This window comes from Rhodococcus sp. IEGM 1330, assembly GCF_033142445.1.
Lineage (GTDB): Bacteria > Actinomycetota > Actinomycetes > Mycobacteriales > Mycobacteriaceae > Rhodococcoides.
Genome location: NZ_JAWLSB010000001.1, coordinates 939,879 through 961,866, shown reverse-complemented (window position 1 = coordinate 961,866; position 21,988 = coordinate 939,879). Strand labels below are relative to the sequence as shown.

The window sequence follows — 21,988 nt, the reverse complement described above, 5'->3', positions numbered from 1 at the left end:
CTCGGCCGAGGGGCTGTCGGTCGGATCAGTCACGCGGGTCCTCCGGATCGAGTCCGAGCAGTGGAAACACTGCTCGACGGGTGGCGATGATCGCCGAGTCGACGCGTTCGAGCGCCCGGTCGGTGCCGTCGGTCCCGGCGAGAGATCCACCAGGTCCGTCCCACGCTGGATAGTCGACGTCTCCCCCGTCACCCATGGTCTGCGGCAGGTCGACACTCGGTGCCATGGTCCGTACTCGCTCGCGCCACGTGTCCGGCAGCGCCGACATCGGGTCGATCTCGCGACCGAGCGCGGCAGCGATGAGGTGCGTCCAGGACCGTGGAACGACGCGCACCAAGCCGTACCCTCCACCGCCGACGGCCAACCACCGACCTTCGGAGTGCTTGTCCGCCAGATCACGCATGGCCAGGAATGCAGCGTTCTGGCCGTCGACGGTCAGAGCGAGATCGGCGAGGGGATCTTCGCGGTGGCTGTCGACTCCGCATTGGCTGACGATGATCTGGGGCTTGAACGCCGCGATCGCACCCGGCACGATCGCGTGGAACGCGCGCAGCCACAACCGATCCGCGGTGCCGGGCAGCAACGGAACGTTGATCGAGGTTCCCTCACCGCGTTCGGTTCCCACCTCGGTCGACCATCCGGTGTTCGGCCACAGCGTCGCCGGATGTTGGTGCAACGAGACGGTGAGCACTCTCGGGTCACCGAGAAAAGCCGCTTGAACGCCGTCCCCGTGGTGAGCGTCGACATCGATGTAGGCGATTCGGTCGAACCCGTTGTCCAGCAACCACGAGATGGCGATCGCGGCGTCGTTGTAGACGCAGAAGCCCGAGGCCCAGTCCGCCATCGCGTGGTGCATGCCGCCACCGATGCTCACTGCGCGTCGAGCACGACCCGACGCGATTTCGCGGGCAGCGGCCAGCGAGCCACCGGCGAGCATGGCGCTCGCCTCGTGCATCTGCGGAAACACCGGATTGTCGTCGGAGCCGAGTCCGTGTACGACGTCGTCGGGATCGCGGAGGGCCGGGCCATGCGACGGTGCCTGCTTGACGGCCTCGATGTAGGCGCTGGTGTGAAACCGGAGCAGCTCGGAATCCGGTGCAGCGGCAGGTTCGACCAACTCGACGCCCTCGAGCAGGCCTATGTCGGTGGCGAGCGCCATCGTCAGATCGAGTCGAGTCGGGTTCATCGGGTGGTCGTCGCTCCACCGGTAGCCGAGGTAGTCCGCGCTCCACACGACGATGTCCTCGGGGCGGTTCGGGATGGACGCGGCGGCGCGTGTCGCCTGATCAGACATAGGGACAAAACTACGTTGTCGGGCGGGATGGTGTTGCCGGGTTCCGCTGTTGTCCCGAGAGTCCCCCTGTGAGAAGCCATGGGAAACGACGTCCACCGTTGTGGTGCGCCGCGCCCGCTGCGGCTGGGTGCAGCGCCTATTTCGGGGCGCTGACGGTAGGATCGAGCCCGACGAAGGGGTTGAGTGTGAAGGATCTGGTCGACACCACGGAGATGTACCTCCGGACGATCTACGATTTGGAAGAAGAGGGCGTGATTCCGCTCCGCGCGCGAATCGCCGAGCGGCTGGAACAAAGTGGACCCACCGTCAGCCAAACCGTTGCTCGGATGGAGCGCGACGGGCTGTTGTCCGTCGCAGGCGATCGGCACCTCGAGCTGACCGAGAAGGGCCGAAGCCTGGCGGTTGCGGTCATGCGCAAGCACCGTTTGGCCGAGCGTCTGCTCGTGGACATCATCGGTCTGCGTTGGGAAGACGTGCACGCCGAAGCATGCCGCTGGGAACACGTGATGAGCGAGGAGGTCGAGCGGCGTCTGGTCGCTGTCCTGAACAACCCGACCACCTCGCCGTACGGCAACCCGATCCCCGGTCTGGAGGAACTCGGTCTCGGCCAGTCGACTCTGGCGCCGGAGGCTCTCATCCGCCTCACCGATGTGCCCGTCGGCCAGCCGACCGCAGTCGTGGTGCGACGCCTTGCCGAGCACGTTCAGTCCGACCCGGAGGTCATCGCTCAGCTTCGCGAGGCGGGCGTGGTCCCCGATGCTCGGGTTACAGTCGAAGCCAAGCCCGGATCGGTCACGATCACGGTGCCAGGACACAGCGGTGTCGACATATCCGAGGAAATGGCGCACGCCGTCCAGGTGAAGAAGGTCTGACCTCACACCGGCGACGGCGTCGAACGCGTGTGAGGGAGAACGAACAGTGAAGCTTCTGGTTACCGGTGGTGCGGGATACGTCGGCAGCGTCTGCGCCGCCGTGCTCGTCGAGCGCGGTCACGAGGTCGTGGTCGTGGACAACCTGTCCACCGGTAATCGGGACGCCGTGCCCGGTGGTGCCACATTCGTCGAGGGTGACATCAAGGACGTGGCCGCGGACGTGCTGATCGGCGGCGGTTTCGACGCCGTCCTGCACTTCGCCGCGCAATCTCTCGTGGGCGAGTCGGTGGTCTCGCCCGACAAGTACTGGAGCGGCAACGTCGTCACCTCGCTGGCGTTGCTCGACGCCATCCGAGCATCCGGCACCGAGAAGCTGGTGTTCTCCTCGACCGCCGCCACGTACGGCGAGCCCGAGAAGACTCCCATCACCGAGGACGCACCCACCCGCCCCACCAATCCCTACGGTGCCACCAAGCTCGCAATCGATCATGCGATCACGTCGTACGCGGCGGCCTACGGCCTCGCCGCCACCAGCCTCCGGTACTTCAACGTCGCCGGTGCCTACAACGGTTTCGGGGAGAATCGCGTCGTCGAGACCCACCTGATTCCGCTCGTGCTTCAGGTCGCTCTCGGACAGCGCGAGAAGATCTCGGTGTTCGGCACCGACTGGCCCACTCCGGACGGTACGGCTGTTCGGGACTACATCCACGTCTCCGACCTCGCCGAGGCGCACATCCTCGCCGTCGACGCGGCACAACCGGGCGAGCACACCATCTACAACCTCGGCAGCGGGACCGGATTCTCCGTGCACGAGGTCATCTCGTCCTGCGAGCGCGTCACCGGCCTGCCCATCGCCGTCGAACATGCTCCCCGTCGTGTCGGTGATCCTGCCGTCCTGATCGCGTCGAGCGCGCGTGCAGTCGAGGAGCTGAAATGGACGCCGGAGCTGACCGATCTCGATCGAATCGTGGCCGATGCGTGGACCTTCCTGCAGCAGCTCGGCGACCGGTCACACGCGGCGCGCTGACCCACGTCGCAGCGGCGGGTCTTCGACGAGCCCAACTGCCGTCACCGCCGACCGAACGGGTCGCCGGGTAACAGAACTCCGCAGGCGCGTGCACATGCGAAACCGCTCTCGGCCACTTCGCGAACGAGCTCGGGACCAGCGCCTGCACTGAGCGATCTGTCCAACAGTCGCGCCAGTGAGTAGGTCTCGTCGGCTTCCAGTGCCGCATCGATCGCGATACGGGCCATCGGCCCATCTCCGCGCACGTACGCACTGAAGGCCAGAAGTGTTGCGGCGATGGCTCGTTCGCCCTTCTGCAGGACGCGGGACATCGTCGCCCAGAACTCTTCGACGAATCCCGCGTCTTCGCCGAGGGTCAGCGCCAGCAGAGCGTCACGAACCTGGACGTGACCGATCGCGAGTGCGATCCGAGCGATGTCGGTCGGGTCCAATTCGGTGTCGTACGGTCCCCGCGCAACGTAGGACAGCACCGACTTCAGCTCGTCGGCACCAGACCGGCCGCCGTCCCGTCGTTGTCTCGAGATCTCGGCGGCCACGGCCCGCACGGTCGCGTCGGGGCCCGGCGCTATGGTCTCGGCCAGCTCGCGCCTGGACCGTCGGACGGAGTAGCCGTCGAGCACGCGGGCGACGGTCATCGGCGATGCCGCCGGATCGGACATCACGCCGTGCCGCTGCGGTCCACGCAACGTCCACCAGTCGGCGGAATCGGCGATCTCCGACGCCGCGAGGGCCTCGCTGAGCTGCACTCCGAACGATGCGAGTGTGGCGTCGAGTTCGATCACCAGCGCTTCCACGTCGAGCAGATGCGGTGTTCTGACGGCTCGATCGAGCCTGTCGTCGACGAACACCGCCATGACTGCGGGGATGTTCTCCATCGCGCAGTAGCCGGCCAGGTAGCCGATGACGTCGAGCATCTCCGGGGTCGCGCGAGTGTGACTGCCTGCGCGCCGATCGATGTGTTCGCCTGCCAGGACGAGGTCGTGACGCATCGTGGGTCCGATGCTGGCACCGCCGTCCTTGACCGCGATGAGCACCATCGACCGATGCGGGTGGAACCCGAGCATGGCCGGCACGGCTGCCATCAGGTCGCTCGCGTGGCCGAGGCGAACGCGATGGCGGGAGTCGAAGTTGTCGTGAGAATTCGTCGGTGTGTACATACCGGAGAATCCTGACCGGGGTCCCGACGGCCGACGAGTCTCGACCTGGGCGTTCGTACTGCCCTGTGGAGAACTGCGGTGTTGTGGATGAATCGTGTCGCCGGAGCTGACGACGCCCGTGTCGTGTCGGTGCCGTCTGCTAGGGCTGCGTCAGCTCTGGCCGACCTTCTGGACTGCCGCGGTGAACAGCTCGTCGAGGGTCATCGCATCGGGCGTGCCCGAGCCGAACGACATGAACGTGGCCGACACTCGCACTCCGTCGATCTGGGCCATCAACGTCAGCATCGATTGGGTGACGGCGTCGCCGCCGGCTCCCGAGGCAACGGTCTGCCGCACGGCCAAGGTGTCGTCCGCATCGATGGGTGGTGCCGGCGTCAGAGTGGAGGTCACCGTCGAGGTCGCACCGGACTTGGTTGCGGTGACCTCGCCGCACTGTTCGAGCTGCTCCTTGCGCGCCGAGAGCGGTTCGTCCACTGCGGTCAACTCGATCGAGATGGTGGATCGACTGTCGTTGTCGGTGCCCACGATCATGGCCGTGCCCGTCGGGCCGAAATCCTGGTCGGCGGGCTTGCATCCTGCCGGGCTGACCTCTGCACCGGCAGGAATTCCGCTGAGATCGGGTGCGGCTTGCGAGATCGCCTGCTGGGGCAGCACCAGGGCGTCGTACGGTGCCGGGAAGCTGGACGGGTCGATCAGCAACGTGTTCAGATCCACGCCGGACTGCGACGACGAGGTGGCGGCCCCCGCGCTGGGCTCGGGAGTGCCGGTGACGGTGGAACTGCAGCCGACCAGCACGAGAGCTGCGACCGCCGCCGAGGTCGCGGCGATGGACAGGCGGGTTCTGCGTGCGGCGGGGCTCACAAGACGTCCTCTTCGGGTCGGTGGGACGCCGCAGCACACGCTCCGGCGTCCCACCACTGTCTCATTCCGACCACCTCGAACGCGGCAGGCGACCCGCCGCAGTGTCGCGAATTCAGCTGCCGCGGGCGATCCACTCCTCGAGGTGCGGTGCTTCGTCACCGATGCGCGTCCCGTCACCGTGGCCGGTGTTCACTCGGGTGTCGACGGGAAGCGCGAAGAGCCGATCACGGATGGACCCGATGATGGTCGGGAAATCCGAGTACGACCGTCCGGTGGCACCCGGACCGCCGGAGAAGAGGGTGTCGCCGCTGAACAACTCCCCCGCTTCCGGCAGATACAGGCACGTCGATCCCGGTGAATGCCCGGGCGTGTGCAACGCCAGGATGTCGGTTCCGGCCACGGTGATGCGCTGACCGTCCTCGAGGGTCGAGTGCCCGACGCCAGGGTGCGTCTGTTCCCATAGCATCTCGTCGGCTGGATGCAGCAGAATCGGCGCGTCGAGGGTGTCCGAGAGCTCGGGTGCCACGGTCACGTGGTCGTTGTGACCGTGGGTGCAGATGACGGCCTTGACGGTCCGGCCGGCAACCGCGTCGACGATCGGGGCCGCGGTGTGTGCTGCGTCGACGATCACCACCTCGTCGTCGTCGCCGATCAGCCAGATGTTGTTGTCGACGTCCCAGGTGCCGCCGTCGAGGCTGAACGTGCCCGAGGTGACGACATTCTGGACGCGGAACTGCCCGCTCACAGGACCACCACGGAACGCAGGACGCGTCCCTCGTGCATCGCGGTGAAGGCTGCCTCGACGTCGTCGATGGTGATGCGTTCGGAGACGAACTTCTCGAGCGGCAGACGGCCCTGCTGGTACAGATCCACCAACTGCGGGAAGTCGCGCTCGGGCAGGCAGTCTCCGTACCAGGAGGATTTGAGCGATCCGCCGCGGGAGAAGAAGTCGATCAGCGGCATCTCGAGGGTCATCTCGGGAGTCGGCACGCCGACGAGCACCACGGTTCCGGCGAGGTCGCGTGCGTAGAACGCCTGCTTCCAGGTCTCCGGGCGACCGACGGCGTCGATGACCACGTCGGCACCGAAGCCGCCGGTGAGTTCCTGCACGGCCTCGACCGCGTCGACGACCGAGGAGTCGACGGTGTGGGTGGCTCCGAGGCCGAGTGCCCATTCGAGCTTGCCGGGGTCGCGGTCGACCGCGATGATCGTCGATGCGCCGGCCAGGCGTGCTCCGGCGATCGCGGCATCGCCGACACCGCCGCAGCCGATCACGGCAACCGAATCTCCGCGCGAGACGTTGCCGGTGTTCATCGCTGCTCCCAGCCCGGCCATCACTCCGCAGCCGAGCAGTCCGACGACGGCGGGATCGGCGTCTGCGGCGACCTTGGTGCACTGGCCCTCGTGCACCAGGGTCTTCTCGGCGAATGCGCCGATGCCCAGAGCCGGTGTCAGCTCGGTGCCGTCCTCGAGGGTCATCTTCTGTGCTGCGTTGTGGGTGTCGAAGCAGTACCACGGGGTGCCGCGCTTGCAGGCTCGACATTCGCCGCACACGGCGCGCCAGTTCAGGACGACGAAGTCTCCGACCTCGACGTGCTCGACGCGGTCGCCGATGGTCTCGACGATTCCGGCCGCCTCGTGTCCGAGAAGGAACGGGAACTCGTCGTTGATGCCGCCTTCGCGGTAGTGCAGGTCGGTGTGGCACACCCCGCAGGCCTGGATCTTCACGACGACCTCGTTCGGCCCGGGATCGGGGATGGTGATCGTCTCGATGGAGACGGGCTCGCCCTTGCTCTTGGCGACGACGGCGCGGACCTGCTGCGGCATGTGTTCCTCCACTGTAAATCGGGTGTTTCGTGCTCTGTTCAGCCTCGCACAACGCATCAGCACGTGGCGACATCTGCATGGGTTCGATGCACCGAATCGTGGAGTTCACAAGGTTGTGACCGGGTGGGCACGCAGTCTTTGCGTACGAGCGGTACCTATGACGAATGTCTGAACCCATGGAGTACGACCTGGTGGTCATCGGCTCCGGCCCCGGTGGCCAGAAGGCGGCCATTGCGGCTGCGAAGCTCGGCAAGCGGGTAGCGATCGTGGAGAAGGGCCACATGCTCGGCGGGGTCTGCGTCAATACCGGCACCATCCCGTCCAAGACGCTGCGCGAGGCCGTTCTGTATCTCACGGGCATGAATCAACGTGAGCTGTACGGGGCGAGTTACCGGGTGAAGGCCGATATCACTCCGGCCGACCTGCTGGCCCGAACCCAGCACGTGATCGGCAAGGAGATCGAGGTGGTGCGTTCGCAATTGCTCCGCAACCGCATCGAGTTGATCACCGGTGTCGGCAAGTTCCTCGACGCGCACACCATCGTGATCGAAGACGAGATGCGGGGCGAACGCATCACCGTCAAGGCCGCCAATGTGGTGATCGCCACCGGCACCGCTCCCGCCCGTCCGGCCGACATCGCGTTCGACGACTATCGAGTGCTCGACTCGGACGGAATCCTCAACCTCGAGTTCATTCCGGCATCGATGGTCGTCGTCGGGGCCGGTGTCATCGGAATCGAGTACGCGTCGATGTTCGCTGCACTGGGAACGAAGGTCACCGTCGTCGAAAAACGTGATTCGATGCTCGACTTCTGCGATCGCGAGATCATCGAGTCGTTGCAGTTCCACCTCCGCGATCTCGCGGTGACGTTCCGCTTCGGGGAGGCGGTGACCGCTGTCGACGTCGGCCCGAACGGAACGGTGACGACGCTTGCCAGCGGCAAGCGGATCCCGGCGGAGACGGTGATGTACTCGGCCGGACGCCAGGGTCTGACCACGGCACTCGAACTCGAGAACGCCGGTCTCGAGGCCGACGCGCGTGGTCGTATCTTCGTCGACGAGCATTTCCAGACCAAGGTCGACCACATCTACGCGGTCGGCGATGTCATCGGTTTTCCGGCGTTGGCCGCGACGTCGATGGATCAGGGCAGGCTGGCGGCTTACCACGCGTTCGGCGAGTCCAGCGCCAAGCTGACCGACGTGCAGCCCATCGGCATCTACTCCATCCCCGAGGTCTCGTACGTCGGAGCCACGGAGGTCGACCTGACGAAGGGATCGGTCCCCTATGAGGTCGGAGTGTCGAGGTACCGCGAACTCGCCCGGGGTCAGATCGCCGGCGACTCGTACGGAATGTTGAAGTTGCTCGTCTCCACCGAGGACAGGTCGATACTGGGCGTGCACATCTTCGGGTCGGGTGCGACGGATCTGGTGCACATCGGGCAGGCGGTGATGGGGTGCGGCGGCACCGTCGACTACCTCGTCGATGCCGTGTTCAACTACCCGACGCTGTCCGAGGCATACAAGGTCGCAGCGCTCGACGTCACCAACAAGATCCGCGCGCTGGCGAATTTCGACCGCTGATCGTCTCGGTGTCACCGAGCAGCGACTCGACGGCAGATCGAACGACCGCCGGGGAATGAACGGCGGGCAACCGGTTGTTCTTCTCGGGTAGTGATTCGCCACGTTCGACGTCGGCGCGTACACGGCGCGAGCCGAGGGTCGGCGTATTCTGGCTCGAATCTCGCGTCGAGGTACCGACGAGTCGATCCGAAAGGGGCCCGGCCATGACCGAACAGTCGAAGATGTACGAGCTGGAGTTTCCGGCACCGCAAATCTTCTCCAACGACGGCGTCGGACCCGTCCTCGTGCACGGCCTGGAGGGGTTCTCCGACGCAGGTCACGCAGTGAAGTTGGCAACGACTCATCTGCGCGAGAGCCTGGAATCGGAGCTGGTCGCGTCGTTCGACGTCGACGAGTTGATCGACTACCGGTCCCGTCGGCCGACGATGACGTTCAAGTCCGATCATTTCTCGGACTACGACGCTCCCGAACTGAACCTCTATGCCGTCAAGGACCGAACCGGCACTCCGTTCCTGTTGCTGGCCGGTATGGAGCCTGATCTGCGGTGGGAGAAGTTCACCACCGCTGTGCGCCTGCTCGCCGAACAGCTCGGCGTCCGTCGGACCATCGGTCTCGGCTCGATCCCGATGGCCATTCCGCACACCCGGCCACTCGGTGTGACGGCCCACGCCAGCGACAAGGAGCTGGTCAAGGAAGGCAACAGCTGGGCAGGTGACCTGCAGGTTCCCGGCAGCGCCTCGTCCCTGCTCGAGCTTCGGATGGCGCAGCACGGTCACGAGTCGATGGGGTTCTCGGTGCACGTCCCGCACTACCTCGCCCAGACGGACTACCCCGGTGCAGCCGAAACGCTGCTCGAGAACGTCAGCGAGGCCGCCGAGTTGGATCTGCCGCTGGCCGCGCTGGGTGAAGCCGCGGCGCGAGTTCGGGAACAGGTGAACGAGCACATCACCGGAAACGAAGAAGTCCAGTCGGTGGTGCAGGCGCTCGAGCGCCAGTACGACACCTACGTTGCCGCGCAGGAACAGCAGTCGACGCTGTTGGCCAGTGACGAACCACTGCCGAGCGGCGACGAGCTCGGGGCCGAGTTCGAGCGCTTCCTCGCCGAGCAGGCAGGTCTCGACGAGGGAGAGGACACCCCCGAGCGGTAACAGTGTGAGTGGTCACAGAACATCATCGCTTCGGCGGGCATATCGGACAGCCCAAGCCGATCGAAACATACCTGTAACCGCAAATACGCCCGATGTTCTGCCCCGAGCGACATCTCGTGCAAGAGTCGTACCAACACGTACTCCGGTACGTACGTCTACACACTCGTGCACGGCGTCGCCGTTCTGTGCCGCCGCGCGCGGTGCACCAGGGAATGTCAGGAGGCGCAGATGAGTACCACTCCGCGCAGTCGCAAGCTCCGCCCGGTTCCCGACGAAGAACCACGGCTGATCTTCCGGACCATTCACGGATACCGGCGGGCATTCCGCATGGCCGGCGAAGGTCCGGTGCTGCTGTTGATCCACGGTATCGGCGACAACTCCGAGACGTGGAACGAAGTCATCCCGCACCTCGCGAAGAACTACACCGTCATTGCTCCGGATCTGCTGGGGCACGGTCGCTCGGACAAGCCGCGTGCGGATTACTCCGTCGCCGCGTACGCCAACGGCATGCGTGACCTGCTCTCGGTGCTGGGCATCGAACACGTCACCGTCGTCGGGCACTCGCTGGGCGGCGGCGTCGCCATGCAGTTCGCCTACCAGTTCCCGGGCATGGTCGACAGGTTGGCTCTGGTGTCCTCCGGTGGCGTCACCAAGGACGTACATCCCATTCTTCGTCTGGCGTCCATGCCGTTTCTCAGCGAGGCGGTCAAACTGCTCCGCTTGCCGGGCGCGATCCCCGCGGTGAAGTTGGCGGGCGGCCTGCTGAGCAAACTGCACAGCTCTCCTCTGCGACCCGGGACGCTTCTACACGACACTCCGGATCTCATCCGAGTGCTGAGCGAACTCCCGGCCCCGACGACGTACGAGGCGTATCTGCGGACCCTGCGCGCCGTCGTGGACTGGCGCGGCCAGGTGGTCACGATGCTGGACCGGTGTTACCTCACCGAGAACCTGCCCGTTCTGCTCGTCTGGGGTGACCAGGACTCGGTGATTCCGGTCAGTCATGCGCGCCTCGCGCACTCGGCCATGCCCGGTTCCACGTTGGAGGTGTTCGAGAATTCCGGACACTTCCCGTTCCGGGACGATCCGATGCGCTTTCTGCAGGTCGTCGAGGACTTCATCGATTCCACACCGTCGCTGACTTTCGACGAGGTGCGGTGGCGCAACCTTCTCATCACCGGTGTCGGCGAGGACATGATCACCGGCAGCGCGAGTACCCGCCTCGCGGTGCTCGGAGCGATGGGCTCGGACGAACGCAGCGCCACCTGACGCGTCGACTCGCCTGCGCCGGGCGCGGTGTCGATGCGGGTCCGGCCGTCGATCCCACATAGCCTGTAGAGGTGCTTCTCACCGAACTGATTCCCGATGCCGCCGCCGATCGGTCCGACGGCGTGGATCCGGACGTCCTGTTCGACACGTTCACCACCTGGACTGCCGATCGCGGTCTGACCCTGTATCCCGCACAGGAGGAAGCTCTCATCGAGCTGGTCTCCGGCTCCAACGTCATCCTGGCGACGCCGACCGGATCGGGCAAGTCGATGGTGGCCATCGGAGCCCACTACGCCGCGATGGCCGCAGGCATTCGTAGCTTCTACACCGCGCCGATCAAGGCACTCGTCAGCGAAAAGTTCTTCGCCCTGTGCGAGATCTTCGGTGCTCGGAACGTCGGCATGATGACCGGCGACGCGTCGGTCAACTCCGGTGCCCCGATCATCTGCGCCACCGCCGAGATCGTCGCGAACCTCGCCCTGCGTCAGGGTGCCGGCTCCGACATCGGCCAGGTGATCATGGACGAGTTCCACTACTACTCCGAGCCCGATCGAGGGTGGGCCTGGCAGGTGCCGTTGATCGAGCTGCCGAACGCCCAGTTCTTGTTGATGTCTGCGACTCTGGGCGACGTCTCGTTCTTCCGGGACGATCTGACCCGTCGCACCGGGCGCACCACCACCGTCGTCTCGGGCACCGAGCGTCCGGTTCCGCTGATGTTCTCGTACGTCACCACCCCGATCAGCGAGACCATCGAAGAACTGGTGCAGACGCACCTCGCGCCGGTGTACGTCGTGCATTTCACCCAGGCTTCTGCCCTCGAACGTGCCCAGGCTCTGACCAGTGTCAACGTCGCGTCCAAGCAGGAGAAGGCCGAGATCGCAGAGGCCATCGGCAATTTCCGTTTCACCACCGGCTTCGGCAAGACACTGTCGAGGTTGGTGAGGCACGGCATCGGCGTGCACCACGCAGGCATGCTGCCCAAGTATCGACGTCTGGTCGAGAAGCTCGCGCAGGACGGTCTACTCAAAGTGATCTGTGGAACGGACACCTTGGGGGTGGGCATCAACGTCCCCATTCGGACTGTGCTGTTCACCGGACTCACCAAGTACGACGGCATTCGAACCCGCAAGCTGCGGGCCCGCGAGTTCCATCAGATCGCGGGCCGCGCGGGACGAGCGGGCTACGACACTCTCGGCACCGTCGTGGTCGAGGCACCCGAGCACGACATCGAGAATGCGCGTCTGGTGGCCAAGGCCGGCGACGATCCGAAGAAGCTCAAGCGCGTGCAGCGCAAGAAGGCACCCGACGGTTTCGTCTCGTGGGGCGAACCGACGTTCGAGCGGATCATCGCCGCAAGTCCGGAGCCGCTCACGTCCCGGTTCTCGGTGAGCAACGCCATGCTGCTCAATGTCATTGCCCGGCCTGGCAATTGCTTCCATGCCATGCGCCACCTGCTCGAAGACAATCACGAGACCCGGCCCGCGCAGCGCAAGCACATCCTGCGGGCACTCTCGCTGTACCGCGGTCTGGTCGATGCGGGCATCGTCGAGCAACTCGACGAGCCGGACGCCGACGGCCGACACGCTCGACTGACGGTGGACCTGCAACCGGACTTCGCGCTCAATCAGCCACTGTCGACGTTCGCGGTTGCGTCCTTCGATCTGCTCGACGCCGAATCACCGACCCATGCCCTCGACGTGGTGTCGATCATCGAATCGACCCTCGACGATCCGCGTCAGATCCTGATGGCACAGCAACACGCCGCGCGCGGCGAAGCGGTGTCGCAGATGAAGGCCGACGGCATCGAGTACGACGAGAGAATGGAACTGCTCGAGGAGGTCACGTGGCCGAAACCTCTTGCAGAGCTGCTCGTTCCGGCGTTCGAGATCTATCGCGGCACCCATCCGTGGCTCTCCGAGGTCGGCTTGTCCCCCAAGTCCGTGGTGCGCGACATGGTCGAGCGCGCGATGACGTTCGCAGAATTGATCAGCCACTACGGTCTGATGCGGTCCGAGGGACTCGTCCTGCGTTATCTCGCCGACGCCTATCGCACACTGCGCCAGACGGTTCCACCGGAGTCTCGTACCGAAGAGGTGCAGGACATCACCGAGTGGCTGGGCGAGCTCGTCCGTCAGGTGGATTCGAGCTTGCTCGACGAATGGGAGAATCTGACCGATCCCGGCGCAGAGCCGGAGGCGCTGATCGAGGCCTACGGCTCCGACACCCCGCGTCCGATTTCGGCCAACCCCAGGGCATTCCGGGTTCTGGCTCGCAATGCGATCTTCCGTCGGGTGGACCTGGCGGCGCGTCGCCAATGGAACACACTCGACGAACTCGACGACGGCCCGGACTGGGAGGCCGAACTCGAACCGTTCTTCGCCGAGTACGGCCCGATCGGAACCGGGCCCTCGGCCAGGGGGCCTGCTCTGTTCACCTTGAATGTCGGTGCGGAGTCCACGACGGTGCGTCAGGTGCTCGAGGATCCGGATGGGGACCACGGTTGGTCGCTCGACGCCGTCGTCGATGTGCCGGAATCCGATGCGGCAGGCGAGATCGTGTTCGACGAGATCGTGATTACCCCCGGCTGATTCCACCTGCATTGTCGGTGAGAACCTCTGAGGCGAGAAGACTTGCCAGCGCACGGTATTCGGCTGAGCGCGCGCTCGAAGATCGATACACGAGACCGATGGTGCGGCCGGGAGCAGGGTGCGCGAACTCCGCGGTGGACAGGCCCGCACGAGTGACCTCGACATCGACGGCGCTGCGCGGCAGCAACGTCAGGCCCAGCCCACCTGCTACGCACTGCACCACCGTAGGAATGATCCCGAGCCGCAGACTGCCGGTCGGACGACCACCCAATCCCGCTGCGGCAGTGACTAATCCGTCCACGGCATCGATCGCCGCAGTGGCGCGGCCCAACAACTGGGTGCCGGCCGACGTCACCGACACCCTGCGGGTACTACGCTCGATCAACTGCACCCCCAGCCCCTGCTCGGCGCCGCCAGTGCCTGCGACAGCGAGGGCTCGGAGATGTCCGATTGCATTGCGGCGGTGCCGAACTGGCGATGTCGCGCGATAGCAACGAAGGCTCGCAGATGCGACAGGGTCGGCTGATAGCTTCGATCGGTCACGCCTATCGGTCCAGTGCCACTCATCACGTTTACCTTTCACGACATTTTTGGCACACTCGTACCGGTCGGCCGGGCCCGCACGGCTGTTTCCACGCCACCGGACTGCCCGCATACGAAACGACGCGATCATTCGACACGAGGAGAACACATGGCACTGTTGACAATTGGCGATCAGTTCCCTTCATACAACCTCACCGCCGTCATCGGCGGAGACCTGTCCAAGGTGAACGCACAGCAGCCCGACGACTACTTCACCACCGTCACCAGTGACGACCACGCAGGCAAGTGGCGCATCGTCTTCTTCTGGCCCAAGGACTTCACGTTCGTGTGCCCCACCGAGATCGCCGCGTTCGGCAAGCTGAACGAGGAGTTCGAGGACCGCGATGCACAGGTCCTCGGTGCGTCGGTCGACAACGAGTTCGTCCACTTCCAGTGGCGGGCACAGCACGACGAGCTCAAGACGCTACCCTTCCCCATGCTGTCGGACCTCAAGCGCGAATTGGCCGCTGCCACAGGCGTTCTCAACGCCGACGGCGTTGCCGACCGAGCCACGTTCATCGTCGACCCCAACAACGAGATCCAGTTCGTATCGGTCACGGCGGGATCGGTGGGGCGCAACGTGGACGAGGTCCTGCGAGTTCTCGATGCCCTGCAGTCCGACGAGCTGTGCGCCTGCAACTGGAAGAAGGGTGATCCCACCATCGACGCAGGCGAACTGCTGACGGCGAGCGTCTGACATGACGATCGACAACCTCAAGAACGCCGTCCCCGAGTACGCCAAGGACCTCAAGCTCAATCTCGGTTCCATCGCCCGTTCCACGGTGCTCAGCGAACAGCAGTTGTGGGGCACCCTGCTGTCGGTGGCCGCAGCGTCGAAGTCCGCGACGACGTTGAAGGAGATCGCCGAGGACGCAGCCGATTCGCTGTCGGCCGAGGCGTACAACGCGGCACTCGGCGCCGCGTCGATCATGGGCATGAACAACGTCTTCTACCGAACCAAGGGATACCTGGACGGCAAGTACGACGATCTGCGCGCCGGCCTCCGCATGAACATCATCGGCAACCCCGGCGTGGACAAGGCCGACTTCGAGCTGTGGTCGCTCGCGGTGTCGGCCGTCAACGGGTGCAACCACTGCCTGGAGGCGCACGAGAAGACTCTGCGCGCCGAGGGCGTCGACCGCGAGAAGATCTTCGAGGCCATCCGCGCCGCGTCGATCGTCGCGGGTGTGGCGCAGGCGATCGAAGCGGGCCGAATCCTCGACGGTGCCGCCGTCTGAGCGTCGACTCGACCTGTTCGCCGAACGAGGGATCCGCGGCCGCGGGTCCCTCGTTCGGCGTTTGGTACCGTCCGGGCATGGCTACCGACGTCTCCGTCGTCCGAGTGTTCACCGATGCCGACGGCAGGTTCGGCAACCCCCTCGGCATCGTGGCCGCGGATGATGTCGGCGAGGCGGACCGGCAGCGGTTCGCCACCGAACTCGGCTTCAGCGAGACGGTGTTCGTCGATCGCACCGAGTCCGGTACGGCCTCGGCAACCATCTACACCCCCGCTGTGGAGCTGCCCTTCGCCGGACATCCCACGGTCGGACTCTCGTGGTGGCTACGCGAGCAGGGACACCCGGTCGGTGTGCTCACCGTCCCTGCCGCACCGTTGAACATCCGCTACGACGGCGAGGACACCTGGGTTCGCGCCCGCGCCGACTGGACTCCGCAGTTCACCTTCCATCAGGTCCACGATGCGGCCGAGGTGGCGGCAGCAGACCCGAGTGCGTACGACAGCGGGCACCACTACGTCTGGGCCTGGACCGACGAGGAGCACGGCGCGCTGCGATCGCGCATGTTCGCACCGATGATGGGTATCGCCGAGGACGAAGCGACCGGTGCTGCCGCCGTCCGGCTCACCGGGGAACTCGGCCGGGGTCTCGACATCGTGCAGGGAGCGGGCTCACGGTTGCGGACCACGATCGACGACGGCTGGGTGGAACTGGGCGGACGCACGGTGGCCGACGCATCGATCACGGTGTGACGGGTACGTCCACTTCGATTTCCTCGCCCAGACGAACACCGGCGGCGAGTGGGAGTCGGTCGCCGCTCCAGAACTTTCCTGGGTCGAACCAATTGGCTTTCTTGTTGCCCGTGAGCAGACCCATCGCGTCGTAGGTCATGGCGACCACCTCTGCGCAGTAGGCGGTTTCGAGGTCTGCTCCCTCCTGCTCGCGGCGACGCAGTGTCGGGACCCGTCCGCGGAACCACCGACCGGCGAGCGCGGCGGTGGTCGGAAATGCTGTTCCGTCCAACCGGGCTATCGTGCGCAGCAGTGCGTCCTCCTGCTCCTTCGTGACGGCGTCCGCCAATTGCCGCAGCCAACAACTCTGTTGGTACTTCGTGGACCATTGGGTGACGGCCGCACGCAGATCGTGCAGCTGAACCCCACGCTGAAAGTTGCCGCTCCACATGTCCTGCAACGACTTTCCCAGTTCGGCGTGCCACATCAGCGGAGGCAGGTCGTCGATCACGACAGCCATTCCGACGTGATTGACGGGACTGTTGGTCAGTGCCTGGATAGCGCGATCGGCGTTCGATTGTCCGCGGAAAATCCAGATGTCACCCGTTCTGGTGGCCTCGACTGCGGTATCGAGGCTGATTCGCGACGGATTCATGGTCCACACCCTAGATCTCGTGACGGTACGGTGGCCGGATGAACGTGTGGAAGGCCCTCGGTCTCGCCGGAATGGTCGGTGTCGCGGCCACCGGGGTGTTGGTGGTCCGATCCGAACGCAAGCGTCGTGCGTATGCGCCCGAGGAAGTGCGTGATCAGCTGCACCGGCGCTTCGCCGCCATCTCCGCTGAGCCGCAGCCGGCAGCTGCTCCCCCGCTCTCGCGCGGAAAGCAGCTGCTGAGCAGGCTCCGGTTCAGCCGAGCGCGCTGAGGATTCGCGCGGCCAGCTCTTCGATCTCGGCGTCCGTCATGACGAAAGCCGGCGAGATCTGCATCGCGCCCTGACCGGCCGCGCGACCTGAAACACCGTGTGCACGAAGCGTTTTGACGAAAGGCAACGCCTCGGCCGGGTCGGCGAGCTGCACTGCGGCAACCGCACCGATCCCGCTGCGGATCTCCGCGACTCGCTCGTGCGCAGCGAGTGGCGCGAGGTGGGTATGCAGTGCGGCTTCGATGCGCTTGGAGTGCGTCAACAAGTCCTCGCGCTCGATGATGTCGAGGTTGGCCATCGCCGCGGCAGCCGCGCCTGCATGCCCGCCGTAGGTGTAGCCGTGCCGCCACCAGACTCCGCCTGCGAAGAACGGTTCGGCGATCTTCGGGGCGATGAACACGGCCCCCATGGGCACGTACCCCGAGGTCAGGCCCTTTGCGGTCGTCATCAGGTCGGGTTCGAGCTCGAAGCGAGTGGAGGCGAACCAGCTGCCGCCGATCCGGCCGAATCCGGTGACGACCTCGTCGGCGACGAAGAGCACGTCGTTGTCGCGGCAGATCTGCCGTACCTCGCGCAGGTAGCCCTCCGGCGGCAAGTAGACCCCGCCTGCTCCGATGACCGGCTCGCAGAAGAATGCGGCCACGTTCTCCGCACCGACCTCCTCGATCAGCGCCAGCAGCGACTTGGCGTCGTCCCACGCGACCGTCCTGGCGTCGGGCATGAGCTCGCCGTAGTGCTCTTTGTTCACCGGTATTCCGGCCAGCGCGGTGCCTGCAACGTGCATACCGTGGTACGCCTTCTGCCGACCGATGATCATCTTCTTGGACGGCTGGCCCATCTCCACCCAGTAGCGTCGCGCGAGCTTGGCAGCCGTCTCGATGGAGTCGGATCCACCCGAGGTGAAGAAGATCTTGCTGCCCGGAACCGGTGCGATGGCAGCGAGGCGATCGGCAAGAGCCAGCGTCGTCTCGGGAACGAAGTCACCGAAGTTCGAGTAGTGGGCGATCGAGCTCAGCTGCGTGGCAACGGCGTCGGCAATCTCGCGTCGGCCGTGACCGACGTTGGTGAACCACAGACCGGCAGTCGCGTCGAGATACTTCGTTCCCTCCTTGTCGAAGATGTACGCGCCCTCGCCTCGCGATACGACGAACGGGCCGCTGGCGGTAACGCCTCCCATGTCGGCGAATCCGTGCCATAGCGCGGAAGAGTGTGTGAGTCCGGTCATGGCGGTTCGCTCGGCCGCTGAATCGAGGTCAGAAGACATGCGCTACACAGTAGTGGAGTCCTGTTCGACCGAGTCCGATCCGTCACGAAACCTGACCGAACTCTTCTGTGCCGCGGCAGCATGTCGGACATTTCCGCGAATTACCGGCCGTAGCCACTGGGCCGCGCGATTGTGAGTCACAGCCCGATCTGCGTGCAGATGATCTCGTTCATGATCTCGGTGGTACCGCCACCGATCCCGAGCACACGGGCATCTCGGTAGTGACGTTCGACCTCCGATTCGCGCATGCACCCGAGGCCGCCCAGAAGTTGAACCGCCTCGTACACTGTGTGGTCGCAGACCTTGACCGCATTGTTCTTGGCCATGGCGGTCTCGGCGAGCATCCCGCCTTCGTTGACCCAGCTCACCGCAACCGACCGGCAGAACGCCTCGGCTGCGGTGATCGCCGTGGACAGTTCTGCGATGCGGTGTCGCACGACCTGACGAGTGGACAGCGGTCGCCCGAAGGTCTCGCGCGAACGAACCCATTCGATGCTCAGGTTCAGGCACCGCCGCGCGGTCGCGACGGCCTGAAAGGCGAGCGAGAGCCGTTCGCCCTGAAACTGTCGAGCAATCTGGCCGAAGCCCGATCCCTCGTCACCGATGAGGTAACCGACTGGGACGCGCACGTTGACGTAGAACAACTCTGCGGTGTCCGAGCACAGCCAACCCATCTTGTCCAGACGTCGCGAGACGGTGAATCCTGCTGCGTCGGTGGGGACCACGATCAGCGAGATACCGGCGTGTCCGCGGTCGCCCGTGCGAACGGCGGTGGTGACGAAGTCCGCACGCGTTCCTGAGGTGATGTAGAGCTTGGCCCCGTTGACGACATAGCAGTCGCCGTCTCGGACAGCGGTTGTGGTGATGTTGGCAACGTCGGATCCGCCGCCCGGCTCGGTGATCGCCAACGATCCGATCAGTCGACCTTCCAGAGCGGGTCTCGCGAATCGATCGATCAGATCCTTTTTGCCCGAGGACACGATGTGCGGGGTGGCGATGCCGTGACTGAAGAGCGCCGACACCAGGCCCGATGAGCCGCCCGAGAGGACTATTTCCTCCAAGATCGCGAGCATGTCGAGTGCGTTCCCGCCGGAGCCGCCGGCGCTCTCGGGCACCGCCGCGCCGAGGAGTCCGAGATCGGCCGCGGTCTTGTGCAGTTCACTGGGAACCTCGCCGTCTCGCTCCCAGCCTGCGAGATGGGGGACGACGTGCTTGGTGGTGAAGTTTCGGGTCAGATCGCGCAGAGCTCTGCGCTCTTCGGTGTCCCACGTATCTATCAGTGCGGCAGTCATTTTCCGCTCCAGATCGGGTCGCGCTTCTCGAGAAAGGCCATGATTCCTTCGACCGTGTCCTGCGAGGTGGTCAAGCGCGCGAGGGCTTGCTCGGTGAGCTCCCACCCCTGCGCCTCGGCGGGAACGTTGCCGTCCACCATTCCGCGGGCGACGCTCTTGCTCGCTTGTACCGCCAACGGCGCGCAGGCCGCGATGGTGTCGGCGAGTTCGAGAGCTGTGTCCAGGACCTCGGTTCGCGGAACGACACGGTTCACCAGGCCCCACCGCAATGCGTCCTGTGCGCTCAACGGCGTCCCGGTCAAGAGCAGTTCCAGAGCGATTGCGCGCGGGATCGCGTGAACCAGCCGGAACACACCGCCGGCTCCGGCGATCAAGCCGCGCTTGACCTCCGGCAAACCGAATGTCGACGTATCCGCTGCTACAACCAGATCGCCTGCGAGAGCGAGTTCCGTGCCGCCGCCGAGTGCGCTGCCGTTGACTGCCGAGATGATCGGTTTCGTGATGTGATGCTTGACCACCCCGGCGAAACCCCAGTGCGCGGTGTCCAGTGGAGTCACCCCCGCAGGCCCGGCGGTGCCGAGCGCCTTCAGGTCGGCACCGGCGCAGAATGTGGCGTCGCCGGCCCCGGTCAACACCACCACTCGAATGTCGTCGGTGGCCTGCGCATGTTCCCACGCTCGACCGAGTTCGTCGTGCACCTCGGCGTTGATACTGTTCGCCGCTTCGGAACGGTTGATCGTGACCAGAAGCGTGTGCCCTCGCTTTTCGGTCAGAACCACGTCGGTCATGGAAATACCTCTTCCTTCAGTGAGATCGTGATGTGTCCGCCGCTGTCGGTGACGGTGATCGCAGCGCCGACCAGAGATCGACTTCCGTCGCGGGTCCAACGAACCAACGCCGCCGCATCCCCCGCATCCGTCTGGCCCGCGACGCGCGATCCGTCGGGGGTGGACGCGATGACCAACCCAGATTTCGGATGGCCGTCTCTGTCGAAATCGACTGTTGCGGTTTCGATCCGGGCGTCGCCGCTGTAGTCGTGTACGACGGCTGGCGCGTCGAAGGGCATCTGCAGTGGGTCGGGTTCACCGACATACCCGTCTCGGTGTTGCATGCGGGACAGCAGGACGGTGTGCTGGTACGTCAGGTAGCCGCCGTTCGCGTGCACCAACGCAGGCCGGTCGTCGCCGCTGCGCAGCAACCGGGTCACCTCGGCGATCGCGTGGAGTGAGTAGCTGTTGAGAGGACCACCGAAGAACGAATGCCCGCCCAGCACACTCGGCACGGTGGATTCCGGTAGACCGAGGGTTCGGATCAGCAGTTTCGGCACCACCGGAAAGCAGCTGTAGGCGTCGACGATGCCGAGTTCGTCGGCCGTGATCCCGGCCCCTGCAAGTGTGCGGTCGACGGCCGCGGTCAATGCTGCCGAACGTCCGAAATCGGTTCGTGCCAGTACATCCACGGGATCGTTCGCACCTGCCCCACCCCACAGGAAGACGAGACGATCGTCGGCGACACCGAACTCCCTTGCCGCTGCCAACGAGCAGACGACAACTGCGGCAGCCTGGTCGACGAACGGCATCGCGTTCATGCTCAACGTATACGTATCGCTGACCTTGCGGTTCTGTGGTCCGCTGGTCGCGATGTCGTCCGATGTCCGAACGGTCGGCATCCACGAACACGGATGCGCAGCAGCCAGTTCGGAGAACTGCGCATACATGCGGCTCGAGTATTCCCGAGACTGTCGAGGGTTGCGACCGGTGTCGTGACCGAATCGGTTCTCGAACAACGGGTAGACCCGGGTCGGTGCGAAGATTCCGGCTCGCTGCATCTCGGTGCTGCCCAGATCGTCGGCGGTGAAGGTGGGTGGTCCGCCAGGGGCGGTCAACCATCCTTCAGCAGCCGGATCCTTGCCGAGCTTCATCAGCGCGGTCACCGATGCCTGCGCTTCACCCCCGACGAGCAGCGCCACCGACGATGACCCCTCGGCGATCTTCGATCCGATGCGGTCGAGCAGTGCCACCGGCCAGTGCCCACCGATGGGGCTCGTCCACGTTGTCGGCGCGCGAGCACCGATCCGGTCCGCGATCAGGTCGGGTAAGGCGTCGTAGGACCAGCTCGCCGTTTTCACCGCGTAGATCGAGTCGACGTGCGATCCCAGACCGTCCACCCCAGAGTCGGCCACTGCGTTCGCGGCAGCATCGGCGATGAGCTCCAACGGCTCACGGGGTGGGGCAGACGATCCTGCTCGTCCCGAGCGAACATCGGCCACACCGACGATCACGGGAATTCTCGTGGGGTCTGTCATCCCTCACACGATAATACAGACATTAATTGTCC

20 protein-coding genes and 1 pseudogene are annotated in these 21,988 nt (G+C 65.2%); 10 read left to right on the top strand and 11 right to left on the bottom strand.

Annotated features, from left to right (window positions below; all coding sequences use genetic code 11):
* Positions 1-25 precede the first annotated feature (25 nt).
* A complete protein-coding gene (locus tag R4P57_RS04440; RefSeq protein ID WP_317801600.1) occupies positions 26-1,294 on the bottom strand; it encodes an acetoin utilization protein AcuC in 1,269 nt (422 codons plus the stop codon).
* A gap of 185 nt (positions 1,295-1,479) precedes the next feature.
* Between R4P57_RS04440 and R4P57_RS04435 the strand changes: the two genes are divergently transcribed.
* Both R4P57_RS04435 and galE read left to right on the top strand, forming a co-directional pair.
* Positions 1,480-2,166: a metal-dependent transcriptional regulator gene (locus R4P57_RS04435; RefSeq protein ID WP_317801599.1), complete on the top strand. Its 687-nt coding sequence runs from the start codon at positions 1,480-1,482 to the stop codon at positions 2,164-2,166.
* Positions 2,167-2,212: 46 nt separating this feature from the next.
* Positions 2,213-3,193, top strand: coding sequence for a UDP-glucose 4-epimerase GalE (galE, locus tag R4P57_RS04430; protein WP_317801598.1), 981 nt, complete (start codon positions 2,213-2,215; stop codon positions 3,191-3,193).
* A gap of 41 nt (positions 3,194-3,234) precedes the next feature.
* Here the strand turns inward: galE and R4P57_RS04425 are convergent, their stop codons facing one another.
* The 4 genes from R4P57_RS04425 to R4P57_RS04410 form a co-directional block, all read right to left on the bottom strand.
* Complete coding sequence (locus tag R4P57_RS04425; protein ID WP_317801597.1) at positions 3,235-4,350, bottom strand: DUF4192 domain-containing protein; 1,116 nt, start codon at positions 4,348-4,350, stop codon at positions 3,235-3,237.
* A 150-nt stretch (positions 4,351-4,500) separates the two neighbouring features.
* Positions 4,501-5,211, bottom strand: coding sequence for a DUF5642 family protein (locus R4P57_RS04420; protein WP_411742288.1), 711 nt, complete (start codon positions 5,209-5,211; stop codon positions 4,501-4,503).
* Between the two features lie 112 nt (positions 5,212-5,323).
* A complete protein-coding gene (locus tag R4P57_RS04415; protein WP_317801596.1) occupies positions 5,324-5,956 on the bottom strand; it encodes an MBL fold metallo-hydrolase in 633 nt (210 codons plus the stop codon).
* Complete coding sequence (locus tag R4P57_RS04410; protein WP_317801595.1) at positions 5,953-7,038, bottom strand: S-(hydroxymethyl)mycothiol dehydrogenase; 1,086 nt, start codon at positions 7,036-7,038, stop codon at positions 5,953-5,955. The genes R4P57_RS04415 and R4P57_RS04410 overlap by 4 nt, the downstream gene beginning before the upstream one ends.
* Before the next feature lie 164 nt (positions 7,039-7,202).
* Between R4P57_RS04410 and sthA the strand changes: the two genes are divergently transcribed.
* The 4 genes from sthA (at position 7,203) to R4P57_RS04390 (ending at position 13,623) form a co-directional block, all read left to right on the top strand.
* The gene (gene sthA / locus R4P57_RS04405) at positions 7,203-8,618 is read left to right on the top strand and encodes a Si-specific NAD(P)(+) transhydrogenase (protein ID WP_317801594.1); all 1,416 of its coding nucleotides are present in this window, start codon (positions 7,203-7,205) and stop codon (positions 8,616-8,618) included.
* A gap of 203 nt (positions 8,619-8,821) precedes the next feature.
* On the top strand, positions 8,822-9,766 hold the full coding sequence (locus R4P57_RS04400; protein WP_317801593.1) for a PAC2 family protein: 945 nt from the start codon (positions 8,822-8,824) through the stop codon (positions 9,764-9,766).
* Positions 9,767-9,994: 228 nt separating this feature from the next.
* Positions 9,995-11,035 (top strand): alpha/beta hydrolase, encoded by a 1,041-nt coding sequence (locus tag R4P57_RS04395; protein ID WP_317801592.1) that lies wholly within the window; start codon positions 9,995-9,997, stop codon positions 11,033-11,035.
* A gap of 71 nt (positions 11,036-11,106) precedes the next feature.
* Positions 11,107-13,623, top strand: coding sequence for a DEAD/DEAH box helicase (locus R4P57_RS04390; protein WP_317801591.1), 2,517 nt, complete (start codon positions 11,107-11,109; stop codon positions 13,621-13,623).
* Here the strand turns inward: R4P57_RS04390 and R4P57_RS04385 are convergent.
* Positions 13,610-14,166: pseudogene (locus R4P57_RS04385) on the bottom strand (LysR family transcriptional regulator). The gene R4P57_RS04390 and the pseudogene R4P57_RS04385 overlap by 14 nt on opposite strands.
* Positions 14,167-14,314: 148 nt before the next feature.
* On the opposite strand from R4P57_RS04385, the gene R4P57_RS04380 reads away from it, so the two are divergent.
* The 3 genes from R4P57_RS04380 to R4P57_RS04370 all read left to right on the top strand — a co-directional run bounded on the left by R4P57_RS04380 (position 14,315) and on the right by R4P57_RS04370 (position 16,192).
* Entirely contained in the window at positions 14,315-14,902 is a 588-nt protein-coding gene (locus R4P57_RS04380) for a peroxiredoxin (RefSeq protein ID WP_032397906.1), read from the top strand.
* Position 14,903: 1 nt separating this feature from the next.
* Positions 14,904-15,443 (top strand): carboxymuconolactone decarboxylase family protein, encoded by a 540-nt coding sequence (locus R4P57_RS04375; RefSeq protein ID WP_037189489.1) that lies wholly within the window; start codon positions 14,904-14,906, stop codon positions 15,441-15,443.
* Between the two features lie 77 nt (positions 15,444-15,520).
* Positions 15,521-16,192 (top strand): PhzF family phenazine biosynthesis protein, encoded by a 672-nt coding sequence (locus tag R4P57_RS04370; RefSeq protein ID WP_317801590.1) that lies wholly within the window; start codon positions 15,521-15,523, stop codon positions 16,190-16,192.
* Here R4P57_RS04370 and R4P57_RS04365 read toward each other — a convergent pair.
* Positions 16,182-16,826 carry a hypothetical protein gene (locus R4P57_RS04365; protein WP_317801589.1) on the bottom strand — a complete coding sequence of 215 codons (645 nt, stop codon included), beginning with the start codon at positions 16,824-16,826 and terminating at the stop codon, positions 16,182-16,184. The genes R4P57_RS04370 and R4P57_RS04365 overlap by 11 nt on opposite strands.
* 38 nt (positions 16,827-16,864) lie before the next feature.
* On the opposite strand from R4P57_RS04365, the gene R4P57_RS04360 reads away from it, so the two are divergent.
* Positions 16,865-17,095, top strand: coding sequence for a hypothetical protein (locus R4P57_RS04360; protein ID WP_317801588.1), 231 nt, complete (start codon positions 16,865-16,867; stop codon positions 17,093-17,095).
* Here R4P57_RS04360 and R4P57_RS04355 read toward each other — a convergent pair.
* The 4 genes from R4P57_RS04355 to R4P57_RS04340 form a co-directional block, all read right to left on the bottom strand.
* Positions 17,079-18,359, bottom strand: coding sequence for an aspartate aminotransferase family protein (locus R4P57_RS04355; protein ID WP_317801587.1), 1,281 nt, complete (start codon positions 18,357-18,359; stop codon positions 17,079-17,081). The genes R4P57_RS04360 and R4P57_RS04355 overlap by 17 nt on opposite strands.
* Positions 18,360-18,496: 137 nt before the next feature.
* Positions 18,497-19,651: an acyl-CoA dehydrogenase family protein gene (locus R4P57_RS04350; protein ID WP_317801586.1), complete on the bottom strand. Its 1,155-nt coding sequence runs from the start codon at positions 19,649-19,651 to the stop codon at positions 18,497-18,499.
* The gene (locus R4P57_RS04345) at positions 19,648-20,439 is read right to left on the bottom strand and encodes an enoyl-CoA hydratase-related protein (RefSeq protein ID WP_317801585.1); all 792 of its coding nucleotides are present in this window, start codon (positions 20,437-20,439) and stop codon (positions 19,648-19,650) included. Before R4P57_RS04345 ends, R4P57_RS04350 begins: the two co-directional genes overlap by 4 nt.
* The gene (locus tag R4P57_RS04340; protein WP_317801584.1) at positions 20,436-21,956 is read right to left on the bottom strand and encodes an acetyl-CoA acetyltransferase; all 1,521 of its coding nucleotides are present in this window, start codon (positions 21,954-21,956) and stop codon (positions 20,436-20,438) included. The genes R4P57_RS04345 and R4P57_RS04340 overlap by 4 nt, the downstream gene beginning before the upstream one ends.
* Positions 21,957-21,988: the final 32 nt, after the last annotated feature.

Coding starts and splice junctions, on each gene's coding strand:
- R4P57_RS04440 (WP_317801600.1), bottom strand. CDS start 1,294: ATGTCTGATCAGGCGACACGCGCCGCCGCGTCCATCCCGAACCGCCCC.
- R4P57_RS04350 (WP_317801586.1), bottom strand. CDS start 19,651: ATGACTGCCGCACTGATAGATACGTGGGACACCGAAGAGCGCAGAGCT.
- R4P57_RS04340 (WP_317801584.1), bottom strand. CDS start 21,956: ATGACAGACCCCACGAGAATTCCCGTGATCGTCGGTGTGGCCGATGTT.
- R4P57_RS04380 (WP_032397906.1), top strand. CDS start 14,315: ATGGCACTGTTGACAATTGGCGATCAGTTCCCTTCATACAACCTCACC.
- R4P57_RS04425 (WP_317801597.1), bottom strand. CDS start 4,350: ATGTACACACCGACGAATTCTCACGACAACTTCGACTCCCGCCATCGC.
- R4P57_RS04360 (WP_317801588.1), top strand. CDS start 16,865: ATGAACGTGTGGAAGGCCCTCGGTCTCGCCGGAATGGTCGGTGTCGCG.
- R4P57_RS04365 (WP_317801589.1), bottom strand. CDS start 16,826: ATGAATCCGTCGCGAATCAGCCTCGATACCGCAGTCGAGGCCACCAGA.
- sthA (WP_317801594.1), top strand. CDS start 7,203: ATGTCTGAACCCATGGAGTACGACCTGGTGGTCATCGGCTCCGGCCCC.
- R4P57_RS04355 (WP_317801587.1), bottom strand. CDS start 18,359: ATGTCTTCTGACCTCGATTCAGCGGCCGAGCGAACCGCCATGACCGGA.
- R4P57_RS04345 (WP_317801585.1), bottom strand. CDS start 20,439: ATGACCGACGTGGTTCTGACCGAAAAGCGAGGGCACACGCTTCTGGTC.
- R4P57_RS04375 (WP_037189489.1), top strand. CDS start 14,904: ATGACGATCGACAACCTCAAGAACGCCGTCCCCGAGTACGCCAAGGAC.
- R4P57_RS04410 (WP_317801595.1), bottom strand. CDS start 7,038: ATGCCGCAGCAGGTCCGCGCCGTCGTCGCCAAGAGCAAGGGCGAGCCC.
- R4P57_RS04400 (WP_317801593.1), top strand. CDS start 8,822: ATGACCGAACAGTCGAAGATGTACGAGCTGGAGTTTCCGGCACCGCAA.
- R4P57_RS04370 (WP_317801590.1), top strand. CDS start 15,521: ATGGCTACCGACGTCTCCGTCGTCCGAGTGTTCACCGATGCCGACGGC.
- R4P57_RS04395 (WP_317801592.1), top strand. CDS start 9,995: ATGAGTACCACTCCGCGCAGTCGCAAGCTCCGCCCGGTTCCCGACGAA.